The sequence below is a fragment of the Streptococcus sanguinis genome, assembly GCF_050223295.1.
Taxonomy (GTDB): Bacteria; Bacillota; Bacilli; order Lactobacillales; family Streptococcaceae; genus Streptococcus; species Streptococcus sanguinis_X.
Window position 1 is genome coordinate 1306748 of the sequence record NZ_CP071424.1, and the last position, 21298, is coordinate 1328045.

General features: G+C 44.0%; 21 protein-coding genes and 1 pseudogene. 2 read left to right on the forward strand and 20 right to left on the reverse strand.

Going from position 1 to position 21298, the window contains the following annotated elements; all coding sequences use genetic code 11:
- Positions 1–146 precede the first annotated feature (146 nt).
- The 5 genes and pseudogenes from J1C77_RS06370 to parE all read right to left on the reverse strand — a co-directional run bounded on the left by J1C77_RS06370 (position 147) and on the right by parE (position 4242).
- The gene (locus tag J1C77_RS06370; protein WP_042762848.1) at positions 147–965 is read right to left on the reverse strand and encodes an aminoglycoside 6-adenylyltransferase; all 819 of its coding nucleotides are present in this window, start codon (positions 963–965) and stop codon (positions 147–149) included.
- 16 nt (positions 966–981) lie between these two features.
- On the reverse strand, positions 982–1518 hold the full coding sequence (locus tag J1C77_RS06375; RefSeq protein WP_002921113.1) for a GNAT family N-acetyltransferase: 537 nt from the start codon (positions 1516–1518) through the stop codon (positions 982–984).
- Positions 1519–1547: 29 nt separating this feature from the next.
- Positions 1548–1766: pseudogene (locus tag J1C77_RS06380) on the reverse strand (protein adenylyltransferase Fic); the annotation flags it as partial.
- Between the two features lie 43 nt (positions 1767–1809).
- On the reverse strand, positions 1810–2286 hold the full coding sequence (locus J1C77_RS06385; protein ID WP_002921107.1) for a hypothetical protein: 477 nt from the start codon (positions 2284–2286) through the stop codon (positions 1810–1812).
- 12 nt (positions 2287–2298) lie between these two features.
- Positions 2299–4242 carry a DNA topoisomerase IV subunit B gene (gene parE, locus J1C77_RS06390; RefSeq protein WP_427195054.1) on the reverse strand — a complete coding sequence of 648 codons (1944 nt, stop codon included), beginning with the start codon at positions 4240–4242 and terminating at the stop codon, positions 2299–2301.
- A gap of 190 nt (positions 4243–4432) precedes the next feature.
- Between parE and plsY the strand changes: the two genes are divergently transcribed.
- Complete coding sequence (plsY, locus tag J1C77_RS06395; protein ID WP_002921094.1) at positions 4433–5083, forward strand: glycerol-3-phosphate 1-O-acyltransferase PlsY; 651 nt, start codon at positions 4433–4435, stop codon at positions 5081–5083.
- Positions 5084–5122: 39 nt separating this feature from the next.
- On the opposite strand, the gene nt5e is transcribed toward plsY, so the two are convergent.
- From nt5e to J1C77_RS06455, 12 genes are all read right to left on the reverse strand, one after another.
- Positions 5123–7282 carry a cell surface ecto-5'-nucleotidase Nt5e gene (gene nt5e, locus J1C77_RS06400; RefSeq protein WP_002921093.1) on the reverse strand — a complete coding sequence of 720 codons (2160 nt, stop codon included), beginning with the start codon at positions 7280–7282 and terminating at the stop codon, positions 5123–5125.
- 162 nt (positions 7283–7444) lie between these two features.
- Positions 7445–8713 carry a dihydroorotase gene (locus J1C77_RS06405; protein WP_002921092.1) on the reverse strand — a complete coding sequence of 423 codons (1269 nt, stop codon included), beginning with the start codon at positions 8711–8713 and terminating at the stop codon, positions 7445–7447.
- Positions 8714–8725: 12 nt separating this feature from the next.
- Positions 8726–9190 (reverse strand): NUDIX hydrolase, encoded by a 465-nt coding sequence (locus tag J1C77_RS06410; protein ID WP_002921090.1) that lies wholly within the window; start codon positions 9188–9190, stop codon positions 8726–8728.
- A gap of 8 nt (positions 9191–9198) precedes the next feature.
- Positions 9199–9852 (reverse strand): uracil-DNA glycosylase, encoded by a 654-nt coding sequence (locus J1C77_RS06415; protein ID WP_002921088.1) that lies wholly within the window; start codon positions 9850–9852, stop codon positions 9199–9201.
- Between the two features lie 36 nt (positions 9853–9888).
- Positions 9889–10641, reverse strand: a complete 753-nt coding sequence (locus J1C77_RS06420) for a DUF4336 domain-containing protein (RefSeq protein WP_002921086.1) — start codon at positions 10639–10641, stop codon at positions 9889–9891.
- Positions 10638–12176, reverse strand: a complete 1539-nt coding sequence (locus J1C77_RS06425; protein WP_002921084.1) for a glycosyltransferase family 39 protein — start codon at positions 12174–12176, stop codon at positions 10638–10640. The genes J1C77_RS06420 and J1C77_RS06425 overlap by 4 nt, the downstream gene beginning before the upstream one ends.
- A 110-nt stretch (positions 12177–12286) precedes the next feature.
- Positions 12287–12916: an orotate phosphoribosyltransferase gene (gene pyrE, locus J1C77_RS06430; RefSeq protein ID WP_042762847.1), complete on the reverse strand. Its 630-nt coding sequence runs from the start codon at positions 12914–12916 to the stop codon at positions 12287–12289.
- A 78-nt stretch (positions 12917–12994) separates the two neighbouring features.
- Positions 12995–13687 (reverse strand): orotidine-5'-phosphate decarboxylase, encoded by a 693-nt coding sequence (pyrF, locus tag J1C77_RS06435; protein ID WP_002904555.1) that lies wholly within the window; start codon positions 13685–13687, stop codon positions 12995–12997.
- A gap of 247 nt (positions 13688–13934) precedes the next feature.
- Entirely contained in the window at positions 13935–14873 is a 939-nt protein-coding gene (locus tag J1C77_RS06440; RefSeq protein ID WP_002921080.1) for a dihydroorotate dehydrogenase, read from the reverse strand.
- Between the two features lie 11 nt (positions 14874–14884).
- Positions 14885–15796, reverse strand: a complete 912-nt coding sequence (locus J1C77_RS06445; RefSeq protein WP_002921078.1) for a dihydroorotate dehydrogenase electron transfer subunit — start codon at positions 15794–15796, stop codon at positions 14885–14887.
- Positions 15797–15898: 102 nt separating this feature from the next.
- Positions 15899–16876, reverse strand: coding sequence for a hypothetical protein (locus J1C77_RS06450; RefSeq protein WP_002921077.1), 978 nt, complete (start codon positions 16874–16876; stop codon positions 15899–15901).
- Between the two features lie 25 nt (positions 16877–16901).
- A complete protein-coding gene (locus J1C77_RS06455) occupies positions 16902–17744 on the reverse strand; it encodes a hypothetical protein (RefSeq protein ID WP_002921075.1) in 843 nt (280 codons plus the stop codon).
- Between the two features lie 234 nt (positions 17745–17978).
- On the opposite strand from J1C77_RS06455, the gene J1C77_RS06460 reads away from it, so the two are divergent.
- Positions 17979–18887, forward strand: a complete 909-nt coding sequence (locus J1C77_RS06460; protein WP_002895403.1) for a LysR family transcriptional regulator — start codon at positions 17979–17981, stop codon at positions 18885–18887.
- Positions 18888–18929: 42 nt separating this feature from the next.
- Here the strand turns inward: J1C77_RS06460 and J1C77_RS06465 are convergent, their stop codons facing one another.
- Genes J1C77_RS06465 through deoD form a run of 3 tightly spaced genes read right to left on the reverse strand, consistent with a single transcriptional unit; the run spans position 18930 to position 21144 of the window.
- Positions 18930–19661 (reverse strand): NAD-dependent protein deacylase, encoded by a 732-nt coding sequence (locus J1C77_RS06465; RefSeq protein WP_002921074.1) that lies wholly within the window; start codon positions 19659–19661, stop codon positions 18930–18932.
- Positions 19662–19672: 11 nt separating this feature from the next.
- On the reverse strand, positions 19673–20434 hold the full coding sequence (locus J1C77_RS06470) for a hypothetical protein (protein ID WP_002921073.1): 762 nt from the start codon (positions 20432–20434) through the stop codon (positions 19673–19675).
- Positions 20431–21144: a purine-nucleoside phosphorylase gene (deoD, locus tag J1C77_RS06475; RefSeq protein WP_002921071.1), complete on the reverse strand. Its 714-nt coding sequence runs from the start codon at positions 21142–21144 to the stop codon at positions 20431–20433. Before deoD ends, J1C77_RS06470 begins: the two co-directional genes overlap by 4 nt.
- Positions 21145–21298: the final 154 nt, after the last annotated feature.

Sequence of the window (21298 nt, forward strand, 5' to 3'; positions counted from 1 at the left end):
GCGTGTTCAACTCCTTTCAAAGAATGTAGAGTAGTTTTTTATAAAATAAAGGATATTTTACGAAAATTAGTCCCGTGTTCAGTTACTATAAGTAACCAAACTATCCTTTCTGTAGTTTAAAGTTTTAAATTACGTTCTTTATTTAGTCAGTGATTGGAAAGTCTTGCCTCAGCATACTCAATCATCTTCTCTGCGGTTGCTTTGTCATAGTGGAAGCCGGTTTTGAGAGAGAAGACTTGTGCTTCTTTGTGGAAAAAGTCCATGGTAGCTAAGAAAGACTTGGTGAGGCTTTTCTGGTCAGAAAAGTCAAGCAAGGCTGCAAATTCCTTCTCTTTCTCAGTAGGCAAATACTGAAAGAGGTACTTGTAGTTCTTGCCAACATCGACCGTCCCCTTATCTGCTGCTACTTGCCAAGCTAACAGCTTGAGCAATTCTTGCTGGCAGATTCCATACAGATGATCCGTCGCATAGACCAGGTGGTTTCGATGAATTCCCTTGACCACATAGGCTGAGACCCACCAGAATTCATTGCAGGATTTGTCAAAGTCAGTCGCACTGGCTGGTGCCGTCCAATAACGCTTGGGTGTCGGTGTATAAGGCTCAAACAGCCCCTGCGGGTCATCCAGCACTGTGAAATCCGCTTCGCTATCCACCCATTCTTTGATGTGCTCCTTTGGGCAAAGGGTCAAATCTATCCGATTACCATCTCCAAAGAGCATGAGATAGAGGCGGCGGTGGTCAAGTAGGACATGCTGCTCAATCATGCGCTTGCCAAACTGGTCCAACCAAGCAAGGTCGGCTATCAGACCATCCAAATCCTTCACGATATAGACTACATCATAGTCTTGGAACTCGTCCTTGGGAGCATTTGGATTTGTCCGCGAGCCGGACATGGCAACAGCGTCAACCTGTAGCGCTTTTGCAGTTTGCAAAATCACATCAAACATTTCGGATTCAGTTCTCATGGGAATACCTGCCTTTTCAGTAAAAACTCTTGATTCTGTAGAGGACATGTCTATAAAGCGGACTGTCAGCTGGAACTTTTTCGTTATCAAACTCTTTGACAAATTCCATGCCTAGTTTTTGCATGACTTTCTGCGAAGGTTGATTGAGTAAGGATGTAAAAGAGTGAACTTCTGACAAGCCAGCTTGCTGAAAAGCAAAGTCTAGACAGGCTTGGGCAGCCTCTGTCGCATAACCACGATTCCAAAACTCTTTTCGCAGACGCCAGCCGATTTCTACAGCTTCTTTTCCAGCGAAAATCTGTAAATCCGAATGGTGCAGACCTACCAAGCCGATAAACTCCTGACTGTCCTTTTCTTCAACAGCCCAAAGACTGTAGCCATAAGCATCAACTTCATCTTGAATGCCCTGATAAAGGCGCAAGGAATCCGCTTGAGTATATGGCTTTGGGAAATACTGCATGACCTCTGGATCCTGATTCAGAGCAATCAAAGCTGGCAAATCTGATTCCTGCAAGTTCCGTAAAATGAGACGGTCTGTTTCTAGAATAGTCATCTAAACACTCCTCTGCAAACTTTCTTATCTCACAAGTCCTCAGCCTTATACAGGCTATAGCCTTCATAGTAGTAACTATGGTCAACGCCCTTCATGTAGAGGTTGCGGTTATGAATGTCCTTTGTGAGAGCTTGCTTGAGGACGTGCTTGATTTCTGTATCTCGAATGGGACTGCGCTCCATAGCTAGGAGGTAATCTTCCTTGTCCACTTGAGACCAGTCCACGACTTGTCCTAGCTCAGCCTTTAGCTAAGCAATTAACCACTAGACCTTATCAAAAGCATTCTGTGTCTTACTGATTTCGTTTGGTGTACTGGAGATAGAGAGGAGGAAGATAGGAAACCAGAATCATCGAAATCATGACAAAGAATGTCAACAGATGAATCTGAACTAAATTTACCACATACCATCCCAGAGTACCTACAGATAGGGGACCTAAAATATAGGATAGGAAAATCAAAAAAGCCTTCCACCGTTTCTCCGGATAGACGTAACACAAACGAATAAGTGTGTAGATTAAGGCTCCTGCTATCAAAGGAAAACCAATAAACAGCATAATAGCAGTCGCTACTAAAGATTCAGATCCTGCGGGATCTAAATTGAAAAAAAGCATCAAAATCATGAAAAAAGTAAATACAATCGGTGCATATAAACCTTGGAAACTTTTTTTTCGACTATTGATGTAGAATGCAAGAATAGCTGAGGGTAAAGAAACTAAGAAAATGAAACCCAAGTAACTTCCAAAAATAGAATATCCTGAACTATCCATTATTCATACTCCTTAAAACACCGTCGCTTCTTCCAGCGTAAACTTAACATTATCCTCAATCCACTTGCGGCGTGGTTCGACCTTGTCGCCCATGAGGACATTGACGCGGCGTTCGGCGCGAGCTAGGTCTTCGATGGTGACACGGATGAGGGTACGGGTTTCAGGATTCATGGTGGTCTCCCAGAGTTGGTCAGCGTTCATTTCACCGAGGCCCTTGTAACGCTGAAGCATAGCTCCCTTGCCAAACTTGCGGCGCAGGTCGTCCAGCTCGCCATCAGTCCAGGCATACTCAACAACTTCGCTCTTGCCCTTGCCCTTGGACATCTTGTAGAGAGGTGGTAGGGCGATATAGACGCGGCCAGCCTCGACCAGCGGGCGCATATAGCGATAGAAAAAGGTCAGCAGCAAGGTCTGGATATGGGCACCGTCAGTGTCCGCATCGGTCATGATGATGATCTTGTCATAGTTGGCATCCTCAAGGGTAAAGTCTGTCCCAACACCCGCTCCAATCGTGTAAATCATGGTGTTGATTTCTTCGTTCTTGAGAATGTCGGCCATCTTAGCCTTGGCAGTATTGATAACCTTACCGCGCAGGGGCAGGATGGCTTGGAACTTACGGTCACGGCCTTGCTTGGCAGATCCACCGGCAGAGTCTCCCTCGACCAGATAGAGTTCGTTCTTGGCTGGATTCTTGGACTGGGCCGGAGTCAGCTTACCAGACAGCAAGCCCTTATCTTTTTTATTTTTCTTGCCGTTTCGGCTTTCGTCACGCGCCTTGCGGGCTGCTTCCCTAGCGTCTCTGGCCTTGATAGCCTTGCGGATGAGATTGGAAGCCAGCTCACCATTTTCCAAGAGGAAGAAAGTCAGCTTCTCAGAGACGATGGAGTCTACGGCCGGACGAGCCAAAGGGCTGCCCAGCTTGTCCTTGGTCTGGCCTTCAAACTGCAGGTGCGACTCAGGGACCAGGATGGACAGGACAGCAGCCAAACCTTCGCGGTAGTCCGATCCTTCCAGATTCTTGTCCTTTTCCTTGAGCAGGCCGGTCTTTCTGGCATAGTCGTTCATAGCCTTGGTAATAGCGGTCTTTAGCCCCGTCTCGTGGGTACCGCCGTCCTTGGTACGGACGTTATTGACAAAGGACAGGATATTATCGGCGTAGCCGTCGTTGTACTGGAGAGCCACCTGAACTTGGAAGCCGCTCTCCTCGCCCTCAAAATAGAGGACAGGAGTCAGGGTTTCCTTGTCTTCATTGAGATAGCTGACAAAGTCTTCAACCCCATTCTCATAGTGGAACTCTACTTCTTCGCCAGTCCGCGCATCGGTCAGTGACAGGCGAACATTCTTGAGCAGGAAGGCTGATTCCTTCAGCCGCTCAGCAATGGTGTTGTACTTAAAGTCAGTCGTTGAAAAAATCGTATCGTCTGGCATGAAGGTCACTTTGGTCCCAGACTTGGACTTAGGTGCAGTGCCGATTTTTTTGAGCGTAGTGACTGGTTTTCCGCCATTTTCAAAGCGCTGCTTGTAAACAGTCCCATCGCGTGTGATTTCCACTTCCAGCCAGCTAGACAGGGCATTGACAACAGAGGATCCTACACCGTGGAGACCACCCGAGGTCTTATAACCACCTTGACCGAACTTACCGCCGGCGTGGAGAACGGTGAAGATAACCTCAACCGTAGGAATCCCCATAGCGTGCTTGCCGACTGGCATCCCGCGTCCGTGGTCTGCGACAGTCAGACTTCCGTCTTTGTTGATCGTCACATCAATTCGGTCACCAAAGCCTGATAGGGCTTCATCGACAGCATTGTCCACAATCTCCCAGACCAGATGGTGGAGTCCCGCTCCGTCGGTTGAGCCAATATACATCCCCGGACGTTTGCGGACCGCATCCAACCCTTCTAATACCTGAATGGCATCGTCATTATAATTGTTAATATTTATTTTCTTTTTTGCCACAAGAACCTCCTAATGATTCATCTTTTCTATCTTACAAGTTTTTGGCAAATATTGCAAAGATTTTTTTGAAAAAACTGCTGATGAGGACTGATTTTACACGAAGAAGAATCCAATATCCGAGTAGACATTTCCTGCTATAAATTCTATCCTTTTCTATTGTAAGAAAGCGAAATAATGGTATAATAAAATCATGATGAACACGATAATTGGATTAATACTAGCATACTTACTGGGCTCTATTCCGACCGGGCTTTGGATTGGGCAAATTTTCTTTAAGAAGAACCTGAGAGAATACGGCAGCGGCAATACCGGAACGACCAATACTTTCCGAATTTTGGGAAAGACCGCGGGAACGGCTACTTTTGCTATCGACTTTCTCAAAGGAACTGCAGCGACCCTGCTGCCTTTCTTTTTGCATATTGAGGGAATTTCACCGCTTGTCTTTGGTCTCTTGGCCGTAATCGGTCATACTTTTCCTATCTTTGCTGGTTTTAAGGGCGGTAAGGCTGTGGCAACCAGTGCAGGAGTTGTTCTGGGCTTCTCACCAGCCTTCTTTGTCTATCTGATTGTCATCTTTGTCAGCATCCTCTATCTAGGAAGTATGATTTCTCTGGCAAGTGTGCTCTCAGCAGTCATCGCTATCCTGTCGGCGCTGCTCTTTCCTCTAGCTGGCTTTATACTGCCCAGCTACGACTTCTTCTTCACTTTGATTATCATTGCGCTGGCTTTGATTATTATCCTCCGGCACAAGGACAATATCCAACGTATCAAACAGAAAAAAGAAAATTTAATCCCTTGGGGTTTGAATATCACGCATCAAAATCCTGAGGCTAAGAAATAAAACGGAAGTGAACAACTTCCGTTTTATTGTATCTTCTAACTAGTCTTCTTTATGACTTTTCTTGATTCCTGCCAATCCAAAGAATCCTAAAACCATACCAACTAGACTCAGGGTAACTACTGATTCGCTGCCTGTCTGTGGCAGTTCTTTAGTTGCAGGATCCTTAGTGAAGGTCTTGGCAACATGAACTGCTACTTGCTTGGTTTGATTTGAAGTGTTAGCCAGTGGAGCTGCCTGTTTTCCAGGATCAGCTGCTTTGGCACCAGCTGGGTAGGAAGCTGCATTAGCCGGATCCGTTCCTTGCTTGATTTCTTCAATATCTGTATAGCCATCACCGTCTGTATCCTTAGTGGATGAAATAGAGATAGCACGAGAGTTTGGATTGATAGCTGCATAGGCTGTCAAATCAGCTTTTGCAAGATAGTCTGCAAAAGCCACATCCATCGATGGTCCTTCCTCGCGAGGGCCGCCCAGCATGGTATAGCCATCCCCACCAGCAGCCAGGAAGTCGTTTGTCGTCAGATAGTAGGTCTTATTTGGATCAAGAGGCTCATAAACACCAGTTTCTTTGTTCTTAATCTCAATGTGGAGGACACGCTGATTAGCTGGCAGAGTGGTGTCGTAGTAAACTTTAGCTCCAGAGATTTGCAGGTAACCACCGCTTGGTTCCAGCAAGGGTTGTCCGTTCTCATCCAGCACAGGCTTGCCATCTTTTTCCTGAAGAATAGAGCCCAGAGATTTGGCAAACATATCTGCGATATTTTGACCGGTCACCTTGATTTGCGAAATAGTGTTCCCAAAAGGCAATACGGCGATAACATCTCCCTTGGTGATCGGCTTGTCTTTGGCAATAGTTTCGCGCAGGCCGCCTCCGTTAGTAACAGCTAAGTCTGTTTTATTGGCAAAGCCAGTTTGACCATAATCGTAAAGAGCATCAGCTACGACATTACCCAGATTGGTTTCGCGAACGCGGACATTTTCACGGTCGCCATTAAGCTCTACAGGGCTGTTTGCTACGATAACCTTGGCATTATCTGCGTCGTACCTAGCTTTAATCTTGCTGACCATGTCTGCTACAACTGGGTCTGGAGCGACTTTCTTAGCTGTTTCAGCAGGGATTTGCTGAGGATTTCCCAGAAGTTGATTGGCCTTGAAAGTTACTTTTCCGATATTGTGAAGGTAGCTACCGGTCTGGTTGTAAGTTACATTATCACCATAAGTCGTAGACTCTACTGTGTGAGAGTGGCCGTCAATAACAGTTACGCGCTTGCCTTTGAGCTTAGGATTTTTAGAAAGAGCTTCAGCCAAGGTTGAACCGCGCCACTCAGTCGGTGTGGTCGTGTCAACACCCAAGTGAGCTAGAACAACGTAGTTTTTGTAGTTCTTTCCTTCTGCCACTGCGCGTGCTTCGATTTCGTCAATGACCCGATTAACTTCTGTAATTGGATCAGTGAAGGTCACACCTTGGATGTTTTTAGGGTGAGTTTTTGTAGCAGTTTCAGGTGTTGTCACACCGATTACCACAAACTCATCCCCCTCAACCGCTGGATCCTTGTCTACAATGGTAGATGCTTGGAAAACTCGAGCATTGTTGGCATAAGTATTGGAGCTGAGGAGTGGGAATTTAAGAATTTCCTTGTATTTTTTCGCCTCATCCAGACCAAAGTCAAACTCATGGTTCCCGACTGCCATAGCATCGTAGCCTATTTCATTGAGGATTTTCGCTCGTTCTTCACCTTTTGAACTATTGGAAATTGGCAAGCCTTGGAAGGCATCACCCGCATCCACAACTAGTACTTTAGGATTTTTAGCGCGCTCTTCCTTGATAACAGTAGCCAGCTTAGCATCGCCGATAACGCCTTTTTCCTCTACGATGCGACCATGCACATCGTTGGTATGGAGAATCGTAGCCTCTGGAAGATTTTCAGACTGGGCTGGTGCTGCAACGGCTTCTGTCGCAGCTGGAGCAGCCGGAGCAGCTGCATTTTGACTATCTACTGCTGGTTTTTCTTCTGCTGAAGCTGCTGGAGCGATTGGTTGCGCTGCAGATGCTGTCTCAGCAGCTGGCTGATTGGTCAACTCAGCCTTTGCTGGCTCTGGACTAGCCTGAGCCTCTTCTGCAGAGACTTGATGGGCCAAAAAAGCAGGTGCCAAAAGCACTGTCGATAGAACAGGTAAGATGAAAAATTTCTTCTTCATATAACGAACACTCCTCTTTAGTATTTTGTTATATTATACATCTTTTTTGCTCAAAAAGGAACTAAACCACTACTATTTCAACAAACATTCGGTTTTTCAGAAAATTACTAGAAAATTTTCTGTGTTAAAAAGACTCTGAAATTCATCAGAGTCTGAACTATATTATCCCTCAAAGACAACTTCCCCATCACAGATGGTAAACTTCACCTGGCCTTTAAGCTTTTCGCCAACAAAAGGCGAATTAGCAGCCTTGGAGGCAAAATGGTCAGTCACAAGTCTATCTGCTTCTGGGTCAAATATTGTCAAATCGGCTGGACCATCCTGAGCGATGAAGCCAGCATCAAAACCATACAACTGCATAGGATTGACTGTCATTTTTTCCAAAAGTTCCATCAAACTCAGATGACCAGCCTCTACCAAGTAGGTCAGTCCCAGAGAAAGCGAAGTCTCAAGACCAGTCATGCCAGAAGGCGCTTGAGTGATATCGGCCACATTTTTCTCATCAGCATGATGTGGAGCATGGTCCGTCGCAATGATAGAAATGACACCAGACTTGAGCCCCTCAATAACCGCCAGACGGTCCGATTCTAAGCGCAGAGGCGGATTCATCTTAGCATTGCTGCCCTTGGTCAATAGCAGAGCTTCTGTCTTAGAGAAGTGCTGAGGTGCTGCTTCAGCGGTGACTTGAGCACCTAGCTTCTGAGCGAATTCCACAACCTTTACACTCTCAGCCTTGGACAAATGCTGGATATGCACATGAGCCTTGGCATCATAAGCAATCATGACATCGCGGGCAATCATGCTGTATTCTGCCACACCTGTCGCGCCACAGATATGAAAATGCTCTTTGGCGATATGCTCATTGAAACCGAGTATGCCATTGAGATTAGGGTCTTCCTCGTGCAAGCTGATAAAGGTGTTATTTTTACGCGCTTCTACGAGGGCTTGGCGGACAATGCCAGCGTTGGTCAGCGGAATACCGTCGTCAGAAAAACCTACTGCACCAGCTGCCAAGAGACCTTGGAAATCTGTCAGATGCTGCCCATCAAAATTCTCTGTAATTGTTGCAACCGACTTGATATGGATATTTTCACGACTAGCCGACTCCAGGACTTCCTGCAGGGTTTCAACTGTAGAGATGGTCGGATTGGTATTGGCCATCATAACAACTGTCGTAAAGCCACCTGCTGCTGCTGCCAAAGCCCCCGTATGAATATCTTCCTTATGAGTCTGGCCCGGCTCCCGAAAATGAACGTGTATATCCACCAAACCTGGAGCCACAACCAAACCACTGGCATCAATAACTTTTGCTCCTTCTGCCTGCAAATCTTGACCGATTTTAACAATCTTCTTCCCCTCAACCAAGAGGTCAGCAATTTGGTCAAAACCAGTCTTAGGATCCATAACTCGTCCGTTTTTGATTAATAGCATCGTCTTATCTCCTTATTCGTAAAAGTCCACCTGCGTATCCAAGAGCTTATCCCCGTCATAAACAAACTTTGCAGAAAAGAACGGCTTGTCTTCTAAAAGCCATTCAACAAAGATATGATCGCCTTCCCAGGTTGGTTTAGACAAAACCTGATCATAGGGCACCCATTCCAAAGTCCCTTCGTTGCAGTCAATCAATTCCCCCTCAAACTCCGTCACCTTGAAGACGTAGGTGTACCAGTCCAAGTTGGGAGTAAACTCCGGAAAAGTGATAACGCCTTTAAGAACAGGCTTGGCCTTTAGACCTGTTTCCTCTAAAATCTCACGTGTAGCGCATTCCTGCGGGGTTTCTCCACGTTCTAACTTGCCACCGACACCAATCCACTTCCCAGCATGAACATCATTGGGCTTTTTGTTGCGGTGCAGCATGAGAAACTCCCGACCATTATCGATATAACAAATCGTTGCTAACTGAACCATACTACCTCCTAAGCTAACCAATCGATAGGTTCCAATCCCTTAGTCACTAAGAAATCATTGGTACGTGAAAAAGGTTTGCTGCCAAAGAAACCACGATACGCAGACAGCGGACTTGGGTGAGCTGACTCGATGATCAAATGTTGAGGATTGCTTATCAAGGCTTTTTTCTTGCGGGCGTAAGAACCCCAGAGGATAAAGACAACTGGATCAATCTTCTCATTGACTACTTTGATAATAGCATCCGTAAAAGGCTCCCAGATTAAGCCAGCATGCGCATTGGCCTGACCAGCAGGCACTGTCAGACCAGCATTGAGCAAGAGAACACCCTGCTGAGCCCAGGAAGTTAAATCATGCGACTCTTTCACTCCGATATCGTCTGCCAGTTCTTTAAGAATATTCTGCAAAGAAGGCGGAGCTGGAATGTCATCAGGCACCGAAAAACTTAAGCCTTGTGCCTGTCTTGGTCCGTGGTAGGGATCCTGCCCCAAAATAACCACCTTAACATCTGCTAAATCTGTCGTCTGAATCGCATTGAAAACCTTTTCGCGAGGTGGGTAAATGGTCCCTGAAGCATACACTTCATCTAAAAAATGATTGATTTTTGCAAAATAACCTTCCGGCAGCTGCTCCTTAATCAAAGCATGCCAAGCTGAATGCTGCATACATGTCTCCTCTCATTTTCTACGATAAAAATTCTATTACTTAATCCACCTAAGCGCTCTTCTGAGTTCTGCTGTGCCATTTTCCAGAAAACAAGAACCATGAGCTAGTATGATTTTCTCCGGTTGCCAAGTCAGCATCTGCTCTAGACATTCTTTGGCTTCTTTTTGATGACCGATAAAGGTCATGCGGTAGTCAATAGGGGTCTGGCCATCCGGAGCAGCAACACGAACTAATTTATAAGCTTTGCCGCGAATCTGACTTAGAAAATGCTCTGTTTCAAAATTCTCGATCAAATCTGTCAAGATTAAGGTTTGACTGTCTTTATGAAAAAAGACAACTTCCTCAATATAAGTACTTCCCTTGAAAACCAACTGATCTATCTGACCTACCCAAGCTTGTGGAGCCTCATCTGTCAGCTTTTCATCAAAAGAGACTGGTATTTTCTGCTTGGCTGCTCTCTCTTCCACTCCTGGGCTAGACCAAGCAATTGCCTCAGGATAACGCTTCTTCCAGTCAGCTATATAGGCATAGTGAATCTTATTAGGCGAGACAAGGTGTGCAACTGGTCCCAAAGCGTCTAACTGGTCAAACAAGGCTTGATTTGGCTGAATTGGTGAATGACACCAGAGCTGGCCATTTGCTAACTTGATGACAGTCATGCGGGTAGAAAAAGGCAACTTTGTCACCACTGCATCCATCTCAATCAAATCACCGTCGACAATCCAGATATTCTCAGCAATGGGCTTCAAGCTATAAAGCGGTTCATAGGTAGGAACAGGTTTTTTCATTTCAAAGAGTCCTTCTTTCTAATCCAAAAGCGAAACTTCCCTAGGGCTTGTGGGTACTGGGCTAATCCTAGGGCAGACAGAATTAGAATCTGTGGCAAAAACTGAATCAGATAACGCGTCTTCCCTCCCTCGAAAATCTGCAGAAAGAGCAGGCCGCCAAAAACAGCTAAGGTTAGAAAATTCAGTTCATCACTGGAGCGATATTTCCAAAGGGCAAAGACAAGTCCTGCTGCCATGAAAATCCAAACCACCTGCTTGGACAGCGAGAAATAGACAAATTCAGACTTGTCAGTGTTCAGGAAGAAGTCACGGACAAACTGAGTTAAAGGATTATCTTTCGTATCTTGGTAAAAAGGTGATATATAAGGCGTCTTTTCATTTTCAACACTGCGGTAGAGCCAGCCCAAATCCCCTTCTGCTACAGTCAGAGACTGCTTGTGGAAGAGATGATGAGCTAAAGTCAAAGGATTATATTCACTTAAGCGACGCTTGATTTCCTTAACAACATATTCCTTGGCAAACATGCCATTGTTATAGTCATATTGCTTATCGGGCTCGATATACTGCAAAAGCCCTTCTTTCATATCTTCCTGATTGTGGCCATTGAAGGTCAGACCCAAATTGATAAAGAGCAGGGGACCCTTTGATAGTCCCTCTCCTTTCATAATTGGCACCTCTGTCTGATGCTTGGACCAGTAATGCAGCGGGGCATAGCTAATCGCAAAACTGCAAGCAAAAACGACTAGTGTCAGAAAGAACTTCCTCCAGTTCTTTTTGAAAAAGAGGACTCCAAAGACGGCTATCAGCAGAATCATTACTGTTGGTCTAAAGAAGAAAGCCAGACTAGTCATCAGCCCAAGCAAAATACTACGCCAAATCAGCTGTCGACTGGTTTCCTCTCCCTTCAGCAATCCCAGAACTAGGAAAATCTGCAGACTGATGAAAGGAAGGGGCGGAATATCGGTATACATTGAAAAGAAATAAGGAGAAAAGCCCAGTAAAAGCACATAAAGACTAAAGACAGCATCTGCAGCCTTTTGGGAAAAATACTTTTGGCAGCCCTTGTAGAGAATCAAGGCCGTTACGTTAGTATAAACAATATTCAAGGCCTGCATGACCCATAGACCAGATTCCCCAAATACATTAAAGAAAAAACGCTCATATAGAAAGAGTGAGACATTGTTAGGGTTGCGGGTCAGATAGTTAGAAATGGAACTTTCTTTCAGAGTTTTGAAAGCCCCAGTAAAGACTACTGCTGCATCCCTCCTAATTAAAAGCTCTGCCGAAAAGAGCATGATCAGCTGAAAAATAAAGACAGCTAGCATAATAAGAAGTTTATGCTTCATCAGCCAATGATAGGCTTTTTCTAGCAAATGCCGATAGCGATAGGCCAGATAAGCCAAGCCAGCAAAGGCAAACAAAGCCAAAATATTCAGCTCTGCAACATGCCAGATGGCAATCAGAAACCAATGAACAGCCGTAATCAGCATAACTTTCTGTAATATCGAAAAGGATAGATGATAAATCTTAGACATAGCTCTATTATACCAAATACCGAGACTTTAAGCCATTTTAAAAGGCAAGACAAGGACGTTTTACAGAAAAATGACCTGAATAAGAGTCAGATCATTTTATTTGTATTCGTCTAAACATGCCAATTTTCTTGGTCATGCTTAAATTTCTCAAGCAAGGCCAAGCCCTCAGGACTGACATAACCTTCTGCTTCAGCCAGAGTGATTAGCTCAGTGTAGTTAGAAAGGGTCACCAATTTCACACCCGCTTCATTGAAGTTCTTTTCTGCTTTTGGTAGCTCATAGGTAAAGATAGCCGCTGCGCCAATCACATCAGCACCTTCACGTTTAGCAGCAACAATAGCGTCCAAGACCGAACCGCCAGTTGAGATTAAATCCTCAATGACAACCATCTTCTGCCCAGGTGCTACGCGACCTTCGATTTGATTGCCCGCTCCGTGATCTTTTGGTTTGCTGCGAATATAGGCAAATGGCAGGTTCATCTTATCTGCGATAATGGCTCCGTGAGGAATGCCCGCTGTCGCAGTTCCGGCAATGACTTCTACATCTGGAAATTCCGCCCAAATCTTTTCTACAAAACCATCCTCGATCAAGGTCCGAGTCTCTGGATAAGCCAAGGTCACACGGTTGTCCGTATATATAGGTGACTTGATGCCTGAAGCCCATGTAAAAGGCTCTTCTGGCTTCAAATACACAGCTTTGATTTTCAATAAATCACGCGCAATCTCTTTTGCTAAAGTCATTTTTTGCTCCTTATAAATTTGAATGTTTATGATGGTGTCAATTTCATGCAACGATTTAAATCGAATACATTGTTTTGCTTAGCTATTCCACTGCTTCTTAATCTCGTGGTAGGCATCCCAAGGATTTTCAGCCTGAATAATCGGACGTCCTACTACAATATAATCACTACCGATTTGATGAGCTTCTTGCGGAGTCATAACCCGTTTCTGGTCGCCAATTTCTGATCCAGCTGGCCGAATACCCGGCGTCACACAGAGGAAATCATCCGCAGTTGCCGCCTTAATCAGTTCAACTTCTTGAGCTGAGCAAACCACACCATCCAGACCGGCTTCTTTGGCCTTCCGAGCGTAGTTGACAACAGACTCCTGAACCGTAGTCTGGATATTTTGGCAATCACGCATATCTTCCTCGCTGGTCGAGGTCAGCTGAGTCACAGCAACCAACTTAGCCTTATCTCCCAAAACCTTCTTGGCTTCGCTCATCATCTCCACACCGCCAGCCGCATGAACTGTCACCATGTCGATACCAAAAGTTCCTAAGACAGACATGGCTGAGCGTACAGTATTGGGAATGTCGTGCAGTTTCAAATCCAAGAAAATGCTGTGTCCAAGTCCTTTCAGATAATGAACGATTTCTGGACCGATGGCATAGAAGAATTCCATACCGATTTTGACATAGAGTTTTTCATCTTCCGGAAAATGCTCCAAGAAATCTTTGACATCGTCAAAAGATGGAAAGTCGAGGGCGATAATAGGCCGTTCTTCACGCATAAGGGGAAAATCTCCTTTTTAATTTTTATCTTTAAAGAAGCCCATTAGGTATTTATATCTCAAAACCATCCTTCGCGTTAAGCTTAGAGACATAGAAAAACCTTGCCCGAGAGCAAGGTTACACGAAAATGTAGCAGTATCTGCCATTCAAACGTATGTACCTTAGTAGCCTCTCTGGACTTCTTTAAAGGTTATATTTAGTTCATTCTATAATTTCACAGCAGGATTGTCAAGTAAAAATGTAACTTTAAAGCAAATTCTCTCGAACTTCTTTTCGTAAAGTTTCAAGACTTTCGATGCCGTATTTATCCATAACCTTTGGCAAGTCTTCAATGATGGTCGGACAGGCATAAGGATCCGTGAAATTGGCAGTGCCCACTCCAATAGCTGAAGCCCCTGCTATAAACATCTCCAGAGCAGCCTCCGCCGAATCAACTCCCCCCATGCCAATGATGGGAAGTTTGCTTGCCTGCGCCACTTGACGGATCAGCTTGAGGGCTACTGGAAAGACAGCCGGACCCGACATACCTCCAGTGCCATTAGCGATAATAGGCTTTCGTGACTTCAAGTCAAATCGCATACCTACCAAGGTGTTAATCATGGTAAATCCAGCAGCTCCAGCATCTTCAACGGCCTTGGCTACCTGAGTGATATCAGCCACACTCGGAGTTAATTTGACATAGACAGGTACTGCAGAAGCATCTACTGCTGCCTTGGTTGCTTCGTAGGCTAATTCTGGAACTTGGCCAATCAAAAGGCCAGCATTTCCATGGTCAACATTAGGGCAGGAGATATTTAGCTCAATAGCCTTGACATTGGGGGCTTGGGAAATTTTCCCAGCCACTGTGGCATATTCTTGATTGGAAAATCCCGCTACATTAGCGATGATTGGAAGGTCGGGATAATGTTTTTCCAACCAGGGCAGTTTTTCAGCTAGAACAACCTCAACACCTGGATTTTGAAGGCCAATGGCATTGAGCATACCAGCTGGCGTTTCTGCCACCCGCGGAGTGGGATTGCCAAAGCGGGGGTTCAAAGTCGTAGCCTTTATCATGATAGAACCCAGTAAGTCCAAGTCATAGTATTTGGCATATTCTTGTCCAAAGCCAAAGCAGCCTGATGCTGGAATAATTGGATTTTTCAAGTCCAAGCCTGGCAAAGAAACTCTTAAACGTTGATCACTCATTCTCTCCCCTCCTAGACAATAATCTTGCCCGTTTCAAAGACCGGACCGTCTTCACAAACGCGCTTATTGACTGACTCGTCCTGACCTGCCACATGAACGACGCAGGCATAGCAAGCGCCCATACCACAAGCCATACGAGACTCCATGGAGAGATAAGCATGCGGATGGTCCTGAAACTTACGATCGACATACTGGAGCATGGCTGGCGCTCCACAGGAATAGACAGCCGCATAGTCTTGAATCATCTCATCTACCACCGCTGATACATAGCCCTTGCGACCATAGGAACCATTATCCGTCGTGACAATGACATCAGCGTATTTTTTCATTTCTGATTCCAAAATGACAGTAGCTTTATCAGCAAATCCCAGTACAGCTGTCACTTGTGCACCCTTGGTATGCAATTCTTTAGCAACCTCAAGCAAGGGAGGGACACCAATCCCACCACCGATAATCAAAACTCGGTCATCTGCCCTTACAGGACTTAAATCAAAGCCATTTCCCTGAGGTCCCATAACATCAAGAAACGAGCCGACTGGCAGTTGAGAAAAAATAGCTGTCCCGCCGCCTTCTATCCGATAAATAATGCGACAAGTCAGATTGTCTCGGTCAATCTCTGCGATTGAGATAGGCCGGCGCAAAAGCTTGCTGTCATCTGGTACCCGAATATGTAAAAACTGCCCAGCTTGCATCTGGCTGACCATTTGCCCCTTTAGGAGCATAGAAAAAATATTAGGTGCAATTTCTACTTGCTCCAGTAGCTCCATCTGCTCCAGCATAATCTTTCCAAATCTCTTTTTACAACTGTCACTAACCATGACAACCTCACTTTCTACAAGAAAAAACCTTGCCGCAGCAAGGTTTCGCAAAAAACAAGGCAGCCAATTGCCTCTTATACCGTTTTTCCCACCTTGCAGCCTCACTGGACTTGATTAAAGGTTAAATTGTAAACATTATATCGTTAGAGATGAGGAATGTCAAGGCATAAAATATCAGAATTTTCACATCTCCGACTTACCACAGCTTTACCAGTCCTTGTCAAATTCGCTACTTACATCTGCTAGACAAAAGCTTCCATCCTCCTGTCTTCTGAAAATCAAGGCTACTCTATCACTTTTTCGTTCAGTATCTGATTTCCGTATATTAATATACTGTATACTCAATGATAAGGGGTCAAAATCCGTATCATTCCCATGAATATTACTGTAAGAGGGTAATCCAAAACGTTCAACAACTTCTTGATAAGTCATACCACCTTTACCTCGCTGCCTATCGCCCAATATCAATGTATCGATATCTTCTGGCTTCCAGTTAAAGACAAACTCCTCTTTGGCAGCCACTGGATAGCGACTATCGTCCAAGAACAATGCCGATTTAGTTATCAAATAGTACTCCTTGCCATTGGAATCGGGATCAAAAAAACCTAGTCTTATCTCCTGAGGATGATCAGATAAGCTGTTTTTTTCTATGTCCATCACCCTTGTCTTATAAGTTAGTGTCAATCCATTTTCGGTAAAACTCACATTTGAACCCTTACCGTATTTCGTAATAACTTCTTCCAAAGTCGGATTATTCTTCCACCCCCCAATTTTTGCTATTTTGAGTTCTACAAAATTGTCTAATGTCCATTTAAAAGCAAACTTTTTTTCATCTTCTACCACAAGTTTATTTTTAAGTTCCTTCTGTTTCTTGTCCATTTCTAACTCAGGTTCATCTTGCTGAGTAGTAGAGCTTTCTTTACTAACTGACGAGACTGTCTTATCTTCTTTGTGTTTAGCATTGTCTTTGTTAGGAACCTTTAGTGATAAATAATAGAAGCCAAAGAATAAAGTAAATGATATGGTTAAACAAAGAAGAATAAAGGCCAAGTTAGTCCTTTTTTTCTTCTCTTGTATGGCCATCATGCTGAGTTCTTCTCTTTTTATCTTTTGTTGTCTATAAAGTTCCTTTTTTATATCTCTAAATGAATTGGAATCATGTTTTTTCTTGCTATTCTTTCTCAAGTTTGTCTCCTCTTTCTTATTTAGTTTACTGGCTTTGTTTAGAAACTAAACGCCATGTTCCATCTTCTTGGTTGTAGAATTCTAGAATAACAGTCTGTAATTTATTACGTTCTTTCCAACCCTTTGGATTATTATAAGTAATCCTTAACTTAAGTTGATTGTTTTCTCCTGAAATTATTTGATAAAAAGGCAAACCAACATTTGAAACAATCTCATCATAAGCCGTACCTTTGTCAGTACCTTCTCTAGCACCAATAACAAGACTATCTATATATTCTTGCGTCCATAAAAAATCTCGATCAGGTTTTTTATCAACTTTAATTGCATTACTTGAAAGATTAAAGAACTTTGAGGTGAGCTTATAGACACCATCAAATTCAGCAAATATTAAAGATATATTGCCTATATTACCGTTTTTATCTTTCCAGAAAAGACTAATATAGTTTCGGACTTCATGATTTGGTAATAAGTGGATCCACGAACCAGCTTCGACAGGTTTTCCAAATTCTTTTAAAACATCTTCCAAGACGGCTCCGCCTTTATCTTTGTCCATGGGTAGAGAAACTGCCTTGTCAACCGTCCAAAGAAAGGGACCGCTTTTTTCTGGAGAAACTGTAAGACTTTCAGCGAATTTTTTTACTTCAGTCTTCTTATCCTCTAATTTTTTTGATGGTGAAATAATGTGACTTGACTGGCTCACCGGTTGCTTAGATTTAGCTTTTTCCGGTATAGAGAGCATTAAAAAAACCGCTCCAACGATAGAAAAGCCAATAATGGCTAATAGAACGAATGGTAAGAACTTTGACTTAGAAGTCTCCTTCTCTAACTCAAAAGCAATATCTTCAAAAGAATCCTCTTTTCTCTTCATAACTACTCCTTTTACAGTCTAAAAATCATCATATCACGAATAACTTGAAATTGCAAAATCCGTTTCATTACAATAGACTGAATAAAATATTTCTATGAAAAACTTCAAAAATGTCACTATATCCAATAGAATTTCTTTTACCATCTGTCCATTTTAATAAATTCAATCATAAAACCTTACTACCTTTCATTGATTTACCGGGAAAAAATCCCCAGTTTGTGATAAAATAGTCCTATGAGAATTCAACAGTTACACTATATTATCAAAATTGTCGAGACCGGCAGTATGAACGAAGCTGCCAAACAGCTTTTCATTACTCAGCCTAGTTTGTCCAATGCTGTACGGGATTTGGAAAATGAAATGGGTATCGAGATTTTCATTCGCAATCCCAAAGGAATTACCTTGACCAAAGACGGCATGGAGTTTCTTTCCTATGCCCGGCAGGTTGTTGAGCAGACGCAACTTCTAGAGGAGCGATACAAAAACCCTGTCGCCCACCGCGAGCTTTTCAGCGTGTCTGCTCAGCACTATGCTTTTGTGGTCAATGCCTTTGTCTCCCTGCTTAAAAAAAGCGATATGGAGAAATACGAGCTCTTTCTGCGGGAAACTCGGACTTGGGAAATTATTGACGACGTAAAAAACTTCCGCAGCGAAATCGGCGTCCTCTTTCTCAATAGCTACAATCGCGATGTCCTATCCAAGATGCTGGATGACAATCATCTGATTGCCACTCATCTCTTTACAGCTCAGCCCCATATCTTTGTCAGCAAGTCCAATCCGCTGGCCAAGAAAAAACTGGTCCAATTATCCGACTTAGAAAACTTCCCCTACCTCAGCTATGACCAAGGGACTCACAACTCCTTCTACTTTTCTGAGGAAATTCTCTCTCAGGAACACCATAAAAAATCTATCGTGGTCAGCGACCGTGCGACCCTCTTTAACCTTTTGATCGGTCTGGATGGCTACACGATTGCAACCGGTATCCTCAACAGCAACCTCAACGGAGATAATATCGTGTCAATCCCACTGGACATTGATGATCCGATTGAACTGGTTTACATCCAGCACGAAAAAGCTAGCCTATCCAAAATGGGAGAACGCTTCATTGAGTATCTGATTGAGGAAGTACAGTTTGATAAATAAACTGCAAAAAAAACCTGAAAAAAGCTTTTTCAGGTGTTTTTTCTATTGTTTCAACTCCCCAAACACTTCTCCAATCTTGCCCTCAATGACAAGGTCTGCCTGACTATCTTGAGGGATGCTGGTCTTGTTGATGACGACCAGATGCTTACCTGAAAAGTACTGGATGAGGCTGGCTGCGGGATAGACGACTAAGGATGTGCCGCCGATTATCAGCAAGTCCGCTTGATGGATAGCTTGACCTGCCTGCTGGAAAACTTCCATATCTAGCGATTCTTCATAGAGGGTCACATCTGGCTTGACAATACCGCCACAGTCAAAGCAGTGAGGAATGATACCGCGCAGAGCCAGAAAGCCGTCCAAATCATAGAATCGCTGACAATTCAGACAAGAATTTCTATCCGCACTGCCATGTAGTTTGAGAACCTTTTTCGAACCGGCCATTTCATGCAAGCTATCGATATTTTGAGTCACCACAGCCTTGAGCTTGCTCGTCTTCTCCAAGTCTGCCAAGTAGACATGAGCAGCATTGGGCTTAGCATCCGGATAGAGCAGGTACTTCTTGTAAAAGTCAAAAAACTCCTGCGGATAGCGCTCAAACATAGTGTGAGAAACCAGCTGCTCTGCTGTAAAATGCCGACCTAGCTTAACGCTGTATATCCCATCTGAACTTCGGAAGTCCGGAATATTGGATTCAGTCGAAACTCCGGCTCCACCGAAAAAGACGATATCCCGGCTTTGATCTATCAATTCTTGCAGCCTTGCAATCTTATCCATCCTGCTACTCCTTATAAGAGACTTTCTATGACCGCATTCGCTCGATCGAAGTAAAAAGGTTTCCTCTGGTAAACAATGCCTGTCTCCTGCGCCAAATCAACCAGAAGCTCCATAAAGTGTTGAGACGAAAAACCTGTCGTCCTGTGCAATTCTTCCTCATCAAAAGGCTTAATAAGATGAGCCAGAGGATTTCGAACCGACTTTTCTAACTCTCTTAGTTGCTGTGCTGATTCTTTGACAGATTCGGACAAATCCAACTGCAAAATCAGCTCCGTCAAACTAGAAGAATTAACCGTGCTTTCCGCATGAAAATTTTGCAGGTCAGGATTATCAGAATTTCGCATCTTTTCAAACTTCCAACGGTCGTAACTAGCCCCTCGCGAATTATGAATATAGCTGTCAATATCCGGTATTTGCATGCGAATCAGCCGCATAAAAATCCGATAAATAGCTGGACTGACAGCTCGGATAAAATCAATCAGCTGCTCATTTCTCAGCTTGGCTTCCAGGTCATAAAGGTAATTGGCCAGCTGCTCGTCTGCTTCATTTTCATGGCAAAAAAGCTGAAAATCAGCTAGGGTAGACCCAGTGATTTCCAAATTTAGATTCATCATAGATTGGATGTTGAGTTCTCTTCGCTCCGCTAAAGCCTCAAGAAAACGGACCAAGTCAGTCTTGACACTGCTTCCTGCTCGCTCAGCCAGCTTATACGCATAAGCATAGTCATAGCGGGAAATAGCAAAGAGAATGGCTTCTTTGACATCTAGTTTCATGCTTCTGCGATCAAGGTTTCCAAACCAACCTTCATCATATCGGTGAAGGTATTTTGGCGCTCTTCTGCTGTCGTATCCTCTTCAGGATTGACCAAGCTGTCAGAAATAGTCATAATCGCGAGAGCATCTACATGGTGCTGAGCAGCCAGATAGTAAAGTGCCGCAGCTTCCATTTCAACTGCCTTAACGCCCCACTTACCAAGCTCAATATTCTTTTCAAAGTAGTTTGAGTAAAAGACATCAGACGACAAAACATTCCCAACATGGGTTGTCATACCGAGATCTTTGGCAATATGATAAGCCTTATCTAGTAAATCAAAGCTAGCGATTTGTGGGAAATCATACTGTGGCCAGTCATTACGGATGATGTTTGAGTTGGTTGCAGCAGCTTGCGCCAAAACCAATTCACGGACATGCACATCAGCATTCAGCGAGCCAGCAGTTCCGACACGGATTAGCTTTTTCACACCGTAGTCAACAATCAGCTCACGCGCATAGATAGAGATTGATGGCATCCCCATCCCAGTTCCCATAACAGAAACACGCTCGCCTTTATAAGTACCAGTGTAACCGAACATATTGCGGACTTCATTGAAGCAAACAGCGTCCTCAAGGAAATTCTCCGCAATAAACTTAGCCCGAAGCGGATCACCTGGAAGAAGGATTTTATCAGCAATCTCGCCTTGCTTAGCAGCAATATGAATAGACATAATTAAGATACTAAGGGCTTAAAAGAGGCAAAGCAAAAATAGGAAATCGAACGAATATGCGACTGCATCTAGGTAGATTTATCTTTTTTGCACCGCCTCTAACCCGAGTTCAATTCAAACTCAGACGCCCTTCCTTTCTGTGTTTATTTGAAAG